This is a genomic window from Cyanobium gracile UHCC 0139 (assembly GCF_034931325.1).
Lineage (GTDB): Bacteria > Cyanobacteriota > Cyanobacteriia > PCC-6307 > Cyanobiaceae > Cyanobium > Cyanobium gracile_B.
Genome location: NZ_JAYGHX010000007.1, coordinates 167,809 through 182,522, shown reverse-complemented (window position 1 = coordinate 182,522; position 14,714 = coordinate 167,809). Strand labels below are relative to the sequence as shown.

Below are 14,714 nucleotides of genomic sequence, written 5' to 3'. Positions count from 1 at the left end.
TGCCAGCTCCCTGGCGCCGGGGTCCTGATCCAGCAGTGCAAAAATCGTCGCAGGTGCATCGCTCTGCTCCGCCAGCAGTCCCGCACGCAGCTCCCGCGGCTGCAGTGGCAGCTCACGCACCAGCCAACTCGCCTGCGTTCGAGACACCCGGATCAGCAGCTCACGGGCTGAGCCGTAGTCCTTCTGGTTTAGGTGCAGCAGCGCCAGGTTGTCGATGATCGCTGCAGTAGAAGGATGCTCTGCGCCCAAGCTATTCTCAATAATCGCCAAAGCACGCCTGTACAGCGACTCAGCATCCACGTAGCGTCCCTGATTGTCATAAACATATGCCAAATTATTGAGACTATTTGCAGTATCTGGGTGCTCGGCACCAAGCGCTATCTCCCGGATTTTCAGTGCACGTCTGTAGAGAGGCTCGGATTCCACAACACGACCTTGATTGTCGTAAAGAGACGCCAAGTTACTGAGACTTGTAGCCGTATCTGGGTGTTCAGGCCCCAACACCTTCTCATTCATCGCCAGCGCACGTCTGTACAGAGATTCGGCCTCAACATTTCGCCCCTGGCTGGCATACAAGAGTGCCAAATTGTTAAGACTTAGCGCTGTGCTTGGGTGCTCAGGCCCCAACGCCTTCTCCTTGATCGCCAGGGCACGTTTGTGCATCGACTCGGCTTCCACATAACGGCCCTGGTCCCGATAGAGTTCTCCCAAGTTCGCGATGCTTTCGGCTGTGTCAGAGTGCTGAGGGCCAAGTGTCTTTTCTCGGATGACAAGCGCACGCTTGTAAAGCAGCTCGGCTTCTCCGTATCGCCCCTGGTAACCGAACACAACCGCTAAGTTGTTTAAGCTGGTGGCCGTTTCATGATGGTCGGCTCCAAGAGATTTCTGCCGAATCGCCAGTGAACGCTTTAGCAGAGGCTCGACTTCGCCATAGCGCCCCTGGCTGACATACAATGCGGCCAGATTATTGAGACTCATTGCGGTTTCAAGATGATCTGAACCATGCGTCTTCTCATTAATCCCAAGAGAGCGCTTAAATAGGGGCTCGGCCTCTCGATAGCGCCCAAGGTTGTCATACAAAAGTGCTAAGTTATTAAGAGAAATTGCTGTAGCGGAATCGTCATTACCCAGCGTCCTTTCGCACCAAGAGAGGATGTTTTTCCAGAGCTCAGCTGCTTTCTCGTACGCCCCCTTTAGCTCCAACTCATTTGCTTGATTGATCCAGGCCTGGATCTCCGCAGGCAATGAGGTGGGCTTCTGCGCATGGAACTCCAGCTCACTCGTGGTTTGAAACGCATCGCCGGAAGAATCGGCTGAAATACTTACCGCGCCAGCCGGTACGCCAAAAGCCAGAGCAGAGCCCAAGAGCATCGCAGCTACAGGCCCGTACGATTTGGCTTCTGAACGGACCATGGCGCGCAGTTCCGATGGGGAACGAACGCTAAGGGAGATCCTGGAGTAGGCGCCTTGCCCCCTCACCCCCACCGCCGCCGCCGGCTCACCGCCACGCTGCCGTCGAAGCCGGGAACCGGCACCTGGCACTTGCTGACCTCCACCGCCAGGGGGATCGGCCCATAGCAGGCCTCCAGGGCGTCAAGGATCTGCTCGCTGTAGTGCTCCAGGGTGAGGCAGCGGACGGTGCGGGCCTGCTCCTGCAACGCTGCGATGCCGCGGCCGTAGTCGAAGCCCTGGCTCAGGTCGTCGCTGCGGGCCACCGCGCCCAGGTCGACCCCCAGGGAGAAGGCCAGCTCGAACCACTGGCCGTGGCGCCGCTCCTGCTCGTACACCCCCACGTGGGCCCAGAGCCGCAGCCCCCGCACATGGATCGCCTCGGTCACAGGGGCAGGGGGCGGTGGCTGAACTTCCTGGTGCCGTCGGCATAGTCGGCGGCGATGTGGCCCTCGCCCCGCAGCCGGTAGCGGTAGGTGACCAGCCCCTCGAGCCCCACCGGCCCCCGCGGCGGCAGGGTCTGGGTGCTGATGCCCACCTCGGCGCCGAAGCCGTAGCGGTTGCCGTCGGCGAAGCGGGTGGAGCAGTTCAGGAAAACCCCGGCGCTGTCCACCGCCCGCAGGAACCGGTCGGCGGCCGCCGGATCGGTGGTGGCGATCGCATCGGTGTGACGGGAGCCGTGACGCCGGATGTGCTCCAGGGCCGCCTCGAGATCCTCCACCACCTTCACGTTGAGGATCAGATCCGAGTACTCCGTGTCCCAGGCGCCCGGCCCCGCGGCCTGGGCCACCCCCAGGGCGCAGGCACCGGCATCCCCGCGCAGCTCCACACCTGCCGCCGCAAAAGCGGGCAGGGCCGCCGCCAGAAAGGCCGGGGCGATGGCCTGGTGCACCAGCAGGGTCTCAATGGCGTTGCAGGCCGCCGGGTACTGGGTCTTGCTGTCGAGGGCGATCCGAAGCGCCAGGGCCGGGTCGGCGGCGCGATCCACAACCAGATGGCAGATGCCATCAGCGTGGCCGAGAACGGGGATGCGGGTGTTGTCCTGGATGAAGCGCACCAGGGCATTCGACCCCCTGGGAATGATCAGGTCCACCAGGCCATCGAGCCGCAGCAACCCCAGGCTCTCCTCGCGGCTGGTGAGCAGCTCCAGGCAGCCGGGGTCGACGGCGCCGCCGGCCAGGCCCCGCTGCAGGGCCGCCACGATCGCCTGGCAGCTGCGGCTGGCCTCCCGGCCCCCCTTGAGCAGGGCGCCGTTGCCGGAGCGGATCGCCAGCGAGGCGATCTGCATCACCGCGTCGGGCCGGGCCTCGAAGATCACCCCCAGCACCCCCAGGGGCACGCTCAGCCGCTCCAGCACCAGCCCGTCATCGAGTTCGGTGTGCAGCTGGCGCCGGCCCACCGGATCCTCCAGGGCCGCCACCTGCCGCACCCCGGTGATGGCGCCCGCCAGCTTGGGGGCATCCAACTTGAGGCGGGCCACCAGGGCCGGCGCCAGACCCTCGGCCGCCGCGGCGGCCAGGTCGGCCCGGTTGGCCTCCAGGATCCCGTTGCTGGCGGCATCGAGGGCATCGGCCATCGCCGCCACCGCGCCGCGGCGTTCGGCGTCACTGGCCTGGCCCAGGGCCATGGCGGCCCGGCGCACCGCCGCGGCCCGCTGCAGCAGCTGGGGGTCGGGCTCCGGCACGACGCTGGCGGGAGAGGTGAGGGTCTGGCTCATGGCCCCCATCATCCCAAGCGGTCCAGCGCCAGCCGCACCGCCCCCAGCCGGCCGGCGCCGTTGCCCAGCGCGCAGCGGCGGATCGTCAACCCCTGGCGGCTCACCGCCAGCACCCGCTCCTCCACCTCCCGCCAGACCGCCGGCAGGAAGTGGTGGCTGGCGGCGCCCAGACCGCCACCGATCAGCACCAGCTCCGGGGTGAGCACGTAGAGCAATGAGCTCAGGCCCACACCGAGGGGGCGTCCGTAGGCCTCCCACACCGCCAGGGCCTCCGTGTCGCCGGCGTCAGCGCGGCGACAGAGCTCGCGTGGATCGAGCGGGCTGAGGCGGGCCAGGCCGCCAAGGCTGCAGAACTGCTCCAGGGAGCCCCGGTTGCCGCTGCGGCACGGGGGGCCATCGGGGTCGACGCCGATCAGGCCCGGTTCGGCTGCCGCGCCGCCGTGGCCGGTGAACAGCCGGCCCTCCAGCAGCACCGCCCCGCCCACACCGGTGCCCAGGGTGAGCAGCAGCACGTCGCCCACACCGCGAGCCGCCCCCAGCCAGGCCTCACCGAGCAGGGCGCAGTTCGCGTCATTCCCCAGGATCACCCGCCGCTCGAGCTGGGCTTCGAGCCAGGCGGCCAGGGGCACATCCCGCCACCCCGGCAGGTTGATGGAGATCCGCGCCAGCCGACCCGCCGCGTCGCAGGGCCCCGGCAGGCCGATGCCCACCCGTTCGGCAAGGCCGTCGGGGTCGATCGCCTCGACCGCCTCGGCCAGGGCCATGCACACCGCCCCAGGCACCGCGGGCCGGGGCGTGGGCACCTCGGCCTCGGCAAGCACGGTGCCACGTCCATCGCAGCGGGCCAGCTTGATGGCCGTGCCGCCCAGATCGATGCCGATCAGCTGGGCCTCACCGGGAGGACGTGCGGGGGACGACGCCATCGGCGCACCCTACCCAGCAGGGCGGCCGACGGCCTCAGAAGCGCAGGAACACCTGCAGCAGCGACTGCCAGGCCCCCTCGGTGTCGACGGAGGTCTGCAGGTTGAAGGTGTCGGAGGCCTTGTAGGTGAGGGTCATCTGGGGGGGCACATCGGAGCGGTTCGGGGCCGCCAGCACCGACATGCTGAAGCGGTTGGTGATGTCCACGCCGATCTCGGCGCCCAGCACCAGCTGGGGCGGCACCCGCCGCCGGGTGGTGCCCTCCTGCTGGGTGTCGATCGCCTGGTTGACGTAGGTGGGATAGAGGGCCAGGCTCACCCGCTGGCCGAAGGCATCGCTGAGGGACGACAGCAGCGGCGACAGCAGGGTCTGGCCCACCACTGTGGCCAGGGCAGCTCCGGCACCGCCGCCGCTCAGGCCCGCCAGGGAGTTGCCGCCGATCAGGGCCACCAGCCGCTCCTGCGGCAGGGGCGGGCTGCTGCGCAGTTTGAGGTTCTCGGCGATGCGGTCGGCGGGCCCGCTCACCGACACCACCACCAGGATGAGATTCAGCTGGTTGAGGGCCGAGAGGCCGGCCTGATTGGGGGCGTTCTGCACCGAGGGGCCCAGGTCCCCCACCCCGGACGGGGAGAGCACGCTCAGGCTGTCGGAGATGCGGGTGCGCAGGGCGATGTCGAGGTAGGGCACCAGCCCCAGGGAAGGGGTGAAGACCGCCACGTTGGGGGCATCGGGGTCCAGGCTGAAGCTGGTGGTGAACAGGTTGAGCCGTCCCCCCAGCAGCCGCACCACGCCGGAGGCCCGCAGGGAGGGATCCAACCGCCCGGCGATGCGCAGCTGGCCGGCCGTGGTGAAGTTGGCGATGTTGGGAATCACGACCCGCAGATCCGGCCCCAGCCGCAGGATCATGTCCTCGAAGGCCAGGTAAGGGAAGCGGGGCACCGAGGCCCGCAGGGCTTCGGCGGTGGTGGACTCCACATCAGGGCCCAGCAGCACCAGGGGCTGCTGGAAGTTCCACTTCGATTCCAGCAGCTCGGGCATGGTGCGCGGCTGGACCGGCTGGTCGGACACCGGCTCGCTGGCCGCCAGCTGGCCGGGCTGGACGTTGATGGTGCCGCGGCTGATCGCCACGTCGCCGCCGAGCACGGGGGCCACCAGGCTGCCGCTCAGATGCAGCTGGCCGTCCCCCACCGCCTCCAGGCGCGGCACCTTGAAGGGCACCTGCTCCAGTTTCACCTGCAGGGTCCGCTCCTCGGCCAGGGGCCGGAACAGGCCCAGGCGACCCTCGCCGCCCACCAGCCCCTGCGGCCCCACCCGGGCCCGGAACTCCTGGACCACCAGCTGCTCGAAGTCGAACAGGATCGTGGCGTCCACCTCCCGCACCTCCTGGCCGATGAAGCGGCAGCGGAGCTCCCGCAGCCGCAGGAAGCCGTTGGCGATCGGGTCGTCGAGGCTGCCGCGCACCAGCAACTGGAGGTCGGCGCCGCCCTCCTGCCACTCGAAGGCCTGACCCCCCAGCCGGGTGAGGAAGCGCAGGCCGTCGCCCCGGGTGGCCAGGCGCAGCTCCAGCCCCTGCTGGGAGGCCACCAGCGGGATGGTGCCCGCCAGGTCGACGCTGCGGGAGGCCCCCTCGGCCCTCAGGGCCAGATCCAGACCGAGCCCCTCGGCCTTCAGCTCCACCCGCCCCCGCTCCAGCGCCAGGGCCTGCTCCCCGAGGCGCCCCTCCACCAGCGCCAGGTCGAGGCTGAGTTCGGGGCGGGGGCCGCCCAGGCGGTAGCGCCCCTTGGCGGCCAGGCTGCCGCGAAGGTTGTCCGGCAGCGGCGTCAGCAGGGCCAGCAGGGAGAGGGGCAGGTCGGCGAGGCTGAAGCGGCCGCTGCCGCCGCTGAGCGGCCCCTCCAGACGCACCTCGAACGGTCTGCCGGCGAGGGCCTGGGCCCGGTCACCCTGGTTGAACCAGAGGTGGCCGGTGGCCTTGAGGTCGGCCCGGGTGCGGGCGAAGTCCGGGCCGCTGAGCAGCAGATCGGCATCGATGCGGGCCTGCAGCCGCTCCAGCCGTTCCGCCCGGCTGGCCCGGCTGGCCGCCTGCACCCGGGCGGCGACGCGCTCCTCGGCCCGGGTCAGGGCCAGCAACTGGTCGGTGACCGTTCCGGCCATGGTGTCGATGACCAGACTGCCCAGGTCACTGGCCCGTCCGCGGGCCGGGGCCGGCGCCCCGCGCCAGATGGGCCAGGCGTCGGTGAGTTGGCGGAACAGCAAGGTGGACAGCTGGCGCGCTTCAAAGCGGGCCCGGAACGGTCCGTTCCAGCGTCCGGAGACCGTGGCGGCGATGTTGCCCTCACCGAGGGGCTCGATCTGCCCCTTCACCCGGTACTGGCGGTCGTCGTAGGCCACATCGGCCTGGATCCGCCGTCCCCCCACCCCCAGGAACTCGGGCGAGAGCAGCTCCACCCGGCCGTCGAAGCCGAGCGGCTGCAGCCCCAGCCGGCCGCTGCCGCTGAGGTCCCCCTGCAGGGGACGCAGGCGGCGCTGGGGGCCGGTGGCCACCGCCAGACCCCGCAGGGGAAAGGCGCGGGCCAGCCAGCGGTAGTCCGCCGGTCGGCCTTCCAGGGTCAGCACGCCGCCATCCCGTTCGATGGCGGCCCGCACCGGCTGCCAGCGTCGGTCCAGCAGGGCCGTGAGGTGTCCGTTCGGCGTCGGCGCCACCGTGGTCAGATCCAGGGACCGATCGCGCAGGCGGCCGCGCCAGGTTTCCCGCAGCAGCAGGGGGCCGGCGCCGGGCTGCTGCAGGCGAAGCTGCAGGTCGGGACGCAGCTCCGCCAGGGGCCCGGCGATCGTGCCCTCCGCATCCAGCTGGCCCTGGAGCGTGGTGCCGAGCAGCGGGTCGAGGCGGGCCAGGGGGTAGTTGCGCACATCCACCCGGGCCAGCAGCGGACCGGCCACCAGGCCCTTGCCCGGCTGGAAGGACAGGGGCAGCCGGGCCGTGGCCGCCAGGCGGTCGGCATCGAAGCGCTCCAGCCGCAGCAGCCGGTCGCTCCACACCAGCGCCGCCTGCCAGGGCCCCAGGAGCCGCTGGGAGGCCTGGCCCGTCTCCAGCCGCAGGCGCGGTGTCGCCAGCGGGCCGTCCACCCGCAGGCGACCGGCCAGGGGCTGCCGCGCCCAGACCGGCAGACGGGCAGCGGCGGGAACGTCGTCGGGATCAAGGAGCCAGCGGGCATCGAGGGCCAGGGAGCGGCCGACGCTGCCACTGGCCCGCACGCTGGAGCCCCCCAGCCGGCCATCAAGCCGGGTGAGGCGCAGCAGGCCCTCTCCCCAGCGGCCCTGGAGATCGGCCTTGAGGGGCTGGCGGCCGAGCGGATGGCGCGGCGGCGGCTGGGCTTCCAGCTGCAGGGCCAGACGGCGATCCGCGTCGGCCCTGGCCGTCAGGCGGCCGCCCCAGGGGCCGAACCGCCAGGTGCTGGCGGGCAGGATCAGGGCCCGATCGCGGCAGCTCAGGGGCAGCCGCTGGGCCGTCAGTGGCGTGGCACCGGTTCCCAGCTTCCAGCGCACGTCCCGCAGCTCCAGGCCCCCCTCGCAGCGGGCCAGTCCCCGCTGGATCCGCAGACCCACCCGTCCATCGGCCTCCCCGGCGAGGCTGCCTCCGGCCCGATCCCCCGCCGGCAGCAGCGGCCGCAGCAGCGCCAGGGGCAGGCGGCGGGCCGTCAGCCGGCCCTGCCATGTCTGCTTCTGCCACTGACCCTCACCGTCCAGCCGCAGGGAGCCGCCGCCCTGGCCGACGGGAGGCGCCAGGCGCAGGCCCAGGTCGATCTCCCGGCGGTGCAGGCGCAGGGCCAGCTGGCCGGAGAGCCTGAGGTCGAGGGGCAGGGCCGTCGCTCCAGCGCCCCGGACCCGCAGGTCGGCGGGCTGGAGCAGACCCAGGCGCAGGTCGATCCGCGGCGGCTCACGCCCCGGGGGGACCGAGCCCAGCACCCAGAACTGGCCGCTGGCGTTGCGGCGCAGCTCGGCCCTGGCCCCTTCGAGGCCCACATCCAGCACCAGCCCGCGCAGCCCCAGGCTGGCCAACGGGTCGAGGCGTACCCGCACGCCCTCCACCGCTGCCGAGGAAGCGTCCCTGGGGCCGGGCTGGAACCGGCTGGCGCCGATCCAGAGTCCGTCGGGCTTGAGCCCTCGGTAGGGGCCCAGGACCAGGGGACGGCCCATGGCAGCGCCGATCTGCCGTTCCAGGGTTGGCCGGAAACGGCCATACAGGCCGGCGACGATGCGATCGAACCAGAACACCCCGACCCCCAGGCCCGCCCCCAGGAAACCGACCACGAGAAGCCCCTTCCACACACGCCTGCGGGCAGGCAGGGGCCGACTGTCAGGCTTCCATCGCATCCACCGGGGTCGATCGCCGTCCATGGGCGGCCGCAATATAGGGGGCTTGTCACGCCTTCCCCAGCCCCATGGCCGCTGATCCGATCCTGCTCGTGGCCGGTACCTGGCTGGGTGCCGCCAGCGGGGTGCTGGCGGTGCTCACCATCGCCGGATTCCTCGCCCGCTGGGGCATCCGCTTCCGCCTGGTGGGGATCACCAGCTTCACGGCCCTGCTGGCGCTCTCCTGCCTGGCCTTCTCGGTCAGCTACAACCCGCGGGTGAGCGTGCCGGGGGCGATCCAGGTGCCGGTCGTGTTCGACAACGGCACCGATCTGGTCATCGCCGCCGCCCCGGCGGACCTTGCGGCCGAGGCGGTGGCCCCCACCCTTGATCAGGTGGCCCGCAACCTGCGCGGCGGCGGTCGCGGCAGCGGCGGCGAGGTGCGGGTGCGACTGCGCCGGGTCGAGGCCGTCGAGGCTGGGTTGGCGCGGCCGTTGGTGCTGGCGGAAACCACCCGGGATCTGGCGGCCCGCAGCCCCGGCGACGCCGCCTGAACCCCGGTGACCCACCCCTTCCGGCCGGCGGCCCACCTGAGGCGGGAGGAGCAGCGGCTGCGCCGGGCCGGCATCGCGAGCTGGGTGGCGCTGGCCGGTCTGGATGACGCCCGCCTGCGTGATCTGGCCGCCTCCGGCGAGGCCAGCGAGGCCCGCCTGATCCGCCTGCGCGGCCAGGCCCGGCTGGTGAGCGCGGTGGGGCTCGCGCCGGAGGAGGCGGCCCTGCTGCTGCACGGGGGCATCGCCAGCCCCGCCGGGCTCGCCGCCGCCGATCCCCAGCAATTGCTGGTGCAGCTGGGTCGGCTGCAACGCCGTCTCACGGGCTCAGCCGTCCCCCCGGTCGACCTGCCGTTGGTCCTGTCCTGGATCCGCCGGGCCCGGCAGGCCTCCGGTCGCTCCCCGAACTGACCCTCCGCTCCTGCGCGGCCCCGGCACGGGTGACTGGAATAGGGAAAACGGACGGAGGCAGTGATGCCCCGAACAACCCGCCTTTCTCCCCCCAAAGCCACGAACCACCCCCTTCGCGACGACCGCCGCCACAGCCTGATCACCCGCTCGAGCACCCGGCTTCGCCGCTGCTTCACCGCCCTTCTCGGCGTCGCCTGTCTGGGCGCCGTGGCCGTTCCCAGCGTGCGGGCCCAGTCCGCCCTGCTGGAATCGGTGAAGCAGAACCCGGCCCTGGCCCAGAGCCTCTGCCAGCAGTTCCGCCAGCTGAATGCCCAGGGCGTCTCGGCCACCTCGAAGGCGTCGATCGCCAGCCTGGCCAGCAGCCGGGGCCTCAGCCCCATGGATGCGGAGGTGCTGGCCACCTACGTGATCGGCCTGCACTGCTCGACGGTGTTCTGATCCCCGTGGTCCGGGCCCGGGACGCCACCCTGCTGCTGGCGGATGGGGTCCGGCTGGTGAGCCGCGTCTGGCATCCCGACGGGGAGGGCCCCTGGCCGGTGCTGGTGATGCGGCAGCCCTACGGGCGGGCGATCGCCTCCACCGTCACCTACGCCCACCCCAGCTGGTACGCCAGCCACGGGTTTCTGGTGGTGGTGCAGGACGTGCGGGGCCGCGGCGCATCGGAGGGTGACTTCGGCGGCTTCGCCCAGGAGACGGCCGATGGGGCCGCCACGATCCGCTGGGCCCGGACCCTCGAGGGCAGCAACGGCCGGGTGGGCACCTACGGCTTCTCCTACCAGGGCCTGACCCAGCTGCTCAACGCCGGCGGCGAGACCAGCGACGACGACGCCCTGCCGGACTGCCTCGCCCCGGCCATGTGTGGCCTCGATGAGCGCCTCCACTGGGCCAGCGAGGGGGGAGCCCATTGGTGGGCCCTGGGCCTGGGCTGGGCCCTGCAGCTGGCGGCGGAGGGATGTCGGCGCCGGGGCGACGGGGCCGGCTGGCGCGACATCCGCCGCAGCCTCCAGCACGGCGACTACACCGATGAAGGGCTGGCCCTGCTGGAACGCCACGATCCCGACGGCATGGGCCTGGGCTGGCTGCGGCGCGACCCGGCCGGCGCGGAGGGCTGGACGGTGCACCCCGTGGCGGGGGCCCTGCTGCGGCGCCCCCTGCTGCTGATCGGCGGCTGGCACGATCCGCATCTGAGGGGGGTGCTCGACCTCTGGCAGCGGGCCCATGGCGCCGGGGGCGGCCCTGAGCTGGTCATCGGCGCCTGGAGCCATCTCGACTGGCAAGGGGGTCTCGACCACGAGCTGCTGGCCTTCTTCCGCCGCCATTTGCAGGATTCGTTGCCCCGCCCGGGCCCGTCGGAGCCCACCCCTCACCAGGCCGCCGCACCGGCCCCGATCCGCCTGCAATGCGCCGCCACGGCCACCTGGCGCCGCATGAGCCTTGCGGAGGCTTCCAGTCCCGCGGCGGTGGCGGCCGCAGGCTGGTCGCTTCACTCCAGCGGCCTGGCGGCGATCCGCTGCGACGAGGGGGAGCTGCGGCCGCTGGCCGCACCGGGGGCAAGGCCGGCGTCGGGCCCGGCGGCCGGCGGCAGCGTGGTGATCGTCCACGACCCCTGGCGGCCGGTGCCGGGCCGGGGCGGCCACCTGGGCCCCGACCCGGGGCCGGTGGACCGGGCCGATCTCGACCGGCGCGGTGACGTGGCCTGCTTCAGCACAGCCCCGCTGGAGCAGGCCCTCTGGCTGCTGGGGACCTTCCGCCTGCGGCTGCGGGTGAGCGCCGACCAGCCCAGCTTCGATCTCTGCGCCGCCCTCTCCGCGGTGTCTCCGCAGGGGGGAGCCGTGCGCCAGCTGAGCACCGGCCTGGCCCGCTTCGGGCCCTCGTCGGCCCCCGCCGACGCCCCCCGCACCCTGACCCTGCAGCCCCTGGCGACGCTGGTGGAGGCCGGCCAGCGGCTGCGGCTGTCCCTGGCGGCGGCGGCCTGGCCCCAGATCGCCGTCAACCCCGGCGACGGCAGCCTGCCGGCGGGGGGCAGCAGCAGCGGGCACCGGGTGATCAGCCTGACGCTGGAGCTGGCGGGCGCCCACCTGGGCCTGGAGCCCCTGATTCGGGCAAACTGAGCCGACCCGAACTCCGCCGCCCATGCCGCGCTCCCAACCGCGCCGAGCCCTGATCGGCCTGATGCTGCTGCTGGGCAGCCAGGCCCTGCTGGCACCGCGCGGGGCATGGTCCCAGGCCGCCCTGGCGCCGGCCACCTCCGGCCAGCCCAGTGCGGCCCTGAGCGAAGCCCAGGCACAGGCGGCCGCCGAGCGGATCCTGAACACGATCCGCAACGGCGACGCCCAGGCCCGTTTCGAGCAGTTCTCCCCGGCCCTGCAGAGCGTCAGCAGTCCCCGCATGGTGGCCGAAACCATGAAGACCCAGCCGAAACTGCTGCGCTGGGCCATCCGCAGCATCCAGCCCGGCTTCGACTCGAGCACGGTCGAGGCCACCCTGTTCACCAGCGCCGGCGAGCGCGACCTGCTGATGGTGATCGACGGCCAGGGCCGGATCGATGGCTATCACTTCAACGTCACCGACCAGCCGGCCGAGAAGGTGGTGCGTGACTTCATCTCTGCCCTCTCCAGCGGCCACTTCATCTCCGCCAGCAGCTTTCTCTCGCCGCAGATGCAGGAGCAGATCCCCCAGGGCCAGCTGCAGCAGAAATGGCTCAATCTGCAGCGCATCACCGGTAACTTCGTCCGGGTGAAACGCATCAATCGGGCCGAGAGTACGCCGGAGATGCGCCTGGTGATCGTCAACACCGAGTTCAACCGCCTCACCGACAACCTCTTCGTCACCCTGGATTCCGAGAACCGGATCATCGGCGTGGATTTCCCCACCGATCCAGCCCCTCCCTCTCCGCCGCGCTGAGTCGGCCCTCCCACCGACGTAAGCTCCCGGCGCATGCACGCCCCCTCTTCCATGGCCCTGCCCAGCCTCGAATGGATGGTTGAGGATGCCCGCCGGCTGGCGGAATGCCGCCACGACCATCCCTTCTCCGTGCTCGGGCCCCAGCCCCTCGACGACGGTGGCTGGGTGGTGCGGGTCTGGATGCCGGACGCCCAAACGGTGGAACTGCTCCGCAGCGGCGAACGGCTGGCCATGGCCAACCCGCACCACCCCTGGATCTTTGAGGCCCGCGTCGACGCCGATCCCGGCTGCGGCTACCGCGTCCATGTGAGCCGCGGCGGCATCGAGCACGAGCAGCACGATCCCTGGGCGTTCCGGCACGAGTGGATGGGGGAACTGGACCGCCACCTGTTCGCCGAAGGGAATCACCACCACATCTGGCGACGCATGGGAGCCCATGTCGTCGAGCGCGACGGCGTCGCCGGGGTGCAGTTCTGCCTGTGGGCCCCCAATGCCCGCAGCGTCGCCCTTCTGGGTGATTTCAACGGCTGGGATGGCCGCCACCACCCCATGCAGCAGCGCATCGGGGGGATCTGGGAGCTGTTCATCCCCGACCTCGGCGCCGGCCAGATCTACAAGTACGAGGTGCGGGCCCAGAACGGCCACTGCTATCAGAAGGCCGACCCCTACGGCTTCCGCCACGAGATCCGGCCGAACACAGGTTCGGTGGTCTCCGAACTGGGCCGTTACCCGTGGAACGACGGCGCCTGGATCGAGGAGCGGGATGGCCGCGATCCCCTTCCCCAACCCATCGCGGTGTACGAGATGCACCTGGGCAGCTGGATGCATGCCGCCGCCGACCAGCCCTTCCTCGAAGCCGATGGCAGCCCCCGGCCCCCAGTGCCCGCCGCCGATCTGAAGCCGGGCGCCCGGCTGATGACCTATCCGGAGCTGGCCGACAAGGTCATCCCCTATGTGAAGGCCCGTGGGTTCACCCACATCGAGCTGATGCCGGTTTCCGAGCATCCGTTCGACGGCTCCTGGGGGTATCAGGTCACGGGCTGGTACGCCCCCACCAGTCGCTTCGGCAGCCCGGATGAGTTCCGGGCCTTCGTCGACCGCTGCCACACCGAAGGCATCGGCGTGATCCTCGACTGGGTGCCCGGACACTTCCCCAAGGACGGCCACGGTCTGGCCTTCTTCGATGGTGCCCACCTCTACGAGCATGCCGATCCCCGCATCGGCGAGCACAAGGAGTGGGGAACGCTGATCTTCAACTACAGCCGCAACGAGGTGCGCAACTTCCTTGTCGCCAACCTCATCTACTGGTTCGAGGAGTTCCACATCGACGGCATCCGCGTCGATGCCGTGGCCTCGATGCTCTACCGCGACTACCTGCGTCCTGACGGGCAATGGCTGCCCAACGACCATGGCGGGCGGGAGAACCTGGAAGCGGTGCGCTTCCTGCAACAGGCCAACCACGTGCTGTTCCAGCACTTCCCCGGTGCCCTGTCGATCGCCGAGGAATCCACCACCTGGCCGATGGTGACCCAGCCCACCGACATGGGCGGCCTGGGGTTCAACCTCAAGTGGAACATGGGCTGGATGCACGACATGCTCGATTACTTCGAGCTGGATCCCTGGTTCCGCCAGTTCCATCAAAACCACGTCACCTTCTCGATCTGGTACGCCTTCACCGAAAACTTCATGCTGGCCCTGAGCCACGATGAAGTGGTGCATGGCAAGAGCAACCTGCTCCACAAGATGCCCGGTGACGACTGGCAGAAATTCGCCAATGTGCGTGCCCTGCTGGCCTACATGTGGACCCATCCGGGCAAGAAGACGATCTTCATGGGAATGGAGTTCGGCCAGCGGTCCGAATGGAACGTCTGGGGCGATCTGCAGTGGGAGCTGCTCCAGTACGAGGCCCACCAAGGCCTGCTCAACCTGGTCGACGACCTCAATGTCTTCTACAGATCGGAGCCGGCCCTCTGGGGCGACGACTTCGATCAGTACGGCTTCCAGTGGATCGACTGCAACGACAACCGCCACTCGGTGATCAGCTTCATGCGCCGCGACAGCGGCAGTGGGCGCTGGGTGGTGGTGGTGGCCAACTTCACCCCCCAGAGCCATTCCCATTACCGGGTGGGTGTGCCGCTGGAGGGCTTCTACGCCGAGGTCTTCAACACCGACAGCAGCCGCTACGGCGGCAGCAACCTGGGCAACCTGGGCGGCCGCTTCACCGATGCCTGGGCCATCCACGACTACGAGAACTCCCTGGAGCTCTGCCTGCCGCCCCTGAGCGTCGTGGTGTTCCGTCTCGACGAGTCCCGCAGCCTGCTGCGGCCGGCCATCGGCGAGGGCTGAGCGCTGCTCCGGGGCCGCCCATGCCACGACTGGTGACAGGAGCGTCCGCAGGCCGGGGGTGCTCG

General features: G+C 70.6%; 11 protein-coding genes. 6 read left to right on the top strand and 5 right to left on the bottom strand.

Translation table 11 applies throughout. The features are described from left to right. The 5 genes from VB738_RS12575 to VB738_RS12555 all read right to left on the bottom strand — a co-directional run. On the bottom strand, nucleotides 1–1,413 hold a 1,413-nt coding region (locus VB738_RS12575), incomplete at its 3' end, for a tetratricopeptide repeat protein (RefSeq protein ID WP_323306053.1). A gap of 62 nt (nucleotides 1,414–1,475) precedes the next feature. After that, a complete protein-coding gene (locus VB738_RS12570; protein WP_323306052.1) occupies nucleotides 1,476–1,838 on the bottom strand; it encodes a dihydroneopterin aldolase in 363 nt (120 codons plus the stop codon). Further along, nucleotides 1,835–3,166 carry a glutamate-5-semialdehyde dehydrogenase gene (locus tag VB738_RS12565; RefSeq protein ID WP_323306051.1) on the bottom strand — a complete coding sequence of 444 codons (1,332 nt, stop codon included), beginning with the start codon at nucleotides 3,164–3,166 and terminating at the stop codon, nucleotides 1,835–1,837. The genes VB738_RS12570 and VB738_RS12565 overlap by 4 nt, the downstream gene beginning before the upstream one ends. An 8-nt stretch (nucleotides 3,167–3,174) precedes the next feature. Beyond that, nucleotides 3,175–4,089 (bottom strand): ROK family protein, encoded by a 915-nt coding sequence (locus VB738_RS12560; protein WP_323306050.1) that lies wholly within the window; start codon nucleotides 4,087–4,089, stop codon nucleotides 3,175–3,177. Between the two features lie 34 nt (nucleotides 4,090–4,123). Beyond that, nucleotides 4,124–8,413 (bottom strand): translocation/assembly module TamB domain-containing protein, encoded by a 4,290-nt coding sequence (locus tag VB738_RS12555; protein ID WP_323306049.1) that lies wholly within the window; start codon nucleotides 8,411–8,413, stop codon nucleotides 4,124–4,126. Between the two features lie 113 nt (nucleotides 8,414–8,526). Here VB738_RS12555 and VB738_RS12550 point away from each other — a divergent pair, with 113 nt between their 5' ends. From VB738_RS12550 to glgB, 6 genes are all read left to right on the top strand, one after another. Further along, a complete protein-coding gene (locus tag VB738_RS12550; RefSeq protein WP_323306048.1) occupies nucleotides 8,527–8,991 on the top strand; it encodes a DUF2518 family protein in 465 nt (154 codons plus the stop codon). Nucleotides 8,992–8,997: 6 nt separating this feature from the next. Then, nucleotides 8,998–9,399, top strand: coding sequence for a DUF4332 domain-containing protein (locus VB738_RS12545; RefSeq protein WP_323306047.1), 402 nt, complete (start codon nucleotides 8,998–9,000; stop codon nucleotides 9,397–9,399). 63 nt (nucleotides 9,400–9,462) lie between these two features. Beyond that, nucleotides 9,463–9,837: a hypothetical protein gene (locus VB738_RS12540; RefSeq protein WP_323306046.1), complete on the top strand. Its 375-nt coding sequence runs from the start codon at nucleotides 9,463–9,465 to the stop codon at nucleotides 9,835–9,837. Nucleotides 9,838–9,842: 5 nt separating this feature from the next. Continuing rightward, nucleotides 9,843–11,510, top strand: a complete 1,668-nt coding sequence (locus VB738_RS12535; protein WP_323306045.1) for a CocE/NonD family hydrolase — start codon at nucleotides 9,843–9,845, stop codon at nucleotides 11,508–11,510. Between the two features lie 22 nt (nucleotides 11,511–11,532). Beyond that, complete coding sequence (locus tag VB738_RS12530; RefSeq protein ID WP_323306044.1) at nucleotides 11,533–12,303, top strand: DUF3887 domain-containing protein; 771 nt, start codon at nucleotides 11,533–11,535, stop codon at nucleotides 12,301–12,303. Nucleotides 12,304–12,354: 51 nt separating this feature from the next. Continuing rightward, the gene (gene glgB / locus VB738_RS12525) at nucleotides 12,355–14,649 is read left to right on the top strand and encodes a 1,4-alpha-glucan branching protein GlgB (RefSeq protein WP_323306043.1); all 2,295 of its coding nucleotides are present in this window, start codon (nucleotides 12,355–12,357) and stop codon (nucleotides 14,647–14,649) included. Nucleotides 14,650–14,714 lie beyond the last annotated feature (65 nt).

Bases quoted from the DNA above. Each gene is read 5' to 3' on its own strand.
- VB738_RS12530 (WP_323306044.1), top strand. From the start codon at position 11,533: ATGCCGCGCTCCCAACCGCGCCGAGCCCTGATCGGCCTGATGCTGCTG.
- glgB (WP_323306043.1), top strand. From the start codon at position 12,355: ATGGCCCTGCCCAGCCTCGAATGGATGGTTGAGGATGCCCGCCGGCTG.
- VB738_RS12540 (WP_323306046.1), top strand. From the start codon at position 9,463: ATGCCCCGAACAACCCGCCTTTCTCCCCCCAAAGCCACGAACCACCCC.
- VB738_RS12560 (WP_323306050.1), bottom strand. From the start codon at position 4,089: ATGGCGTCGTCCCCCGCACGTCCTCCCGGTGAGGCCCAGCTGATCGGC.
- VB738_RS12565 (WP_323306051.1), bottom strand. From the start codon at position 3,166: ATGAGCCAGACCCTCACCTCTCCCGCCAGCGTCGTGCCGGAGCCCGAC.
- VB738_RS12550 (WP_323306048.1), top strand. From the start codon at position 8,527: ATGGCCGCTGATCCGATCCTGCTCGTGGCCGGTACCTGGCTGGGTGCC.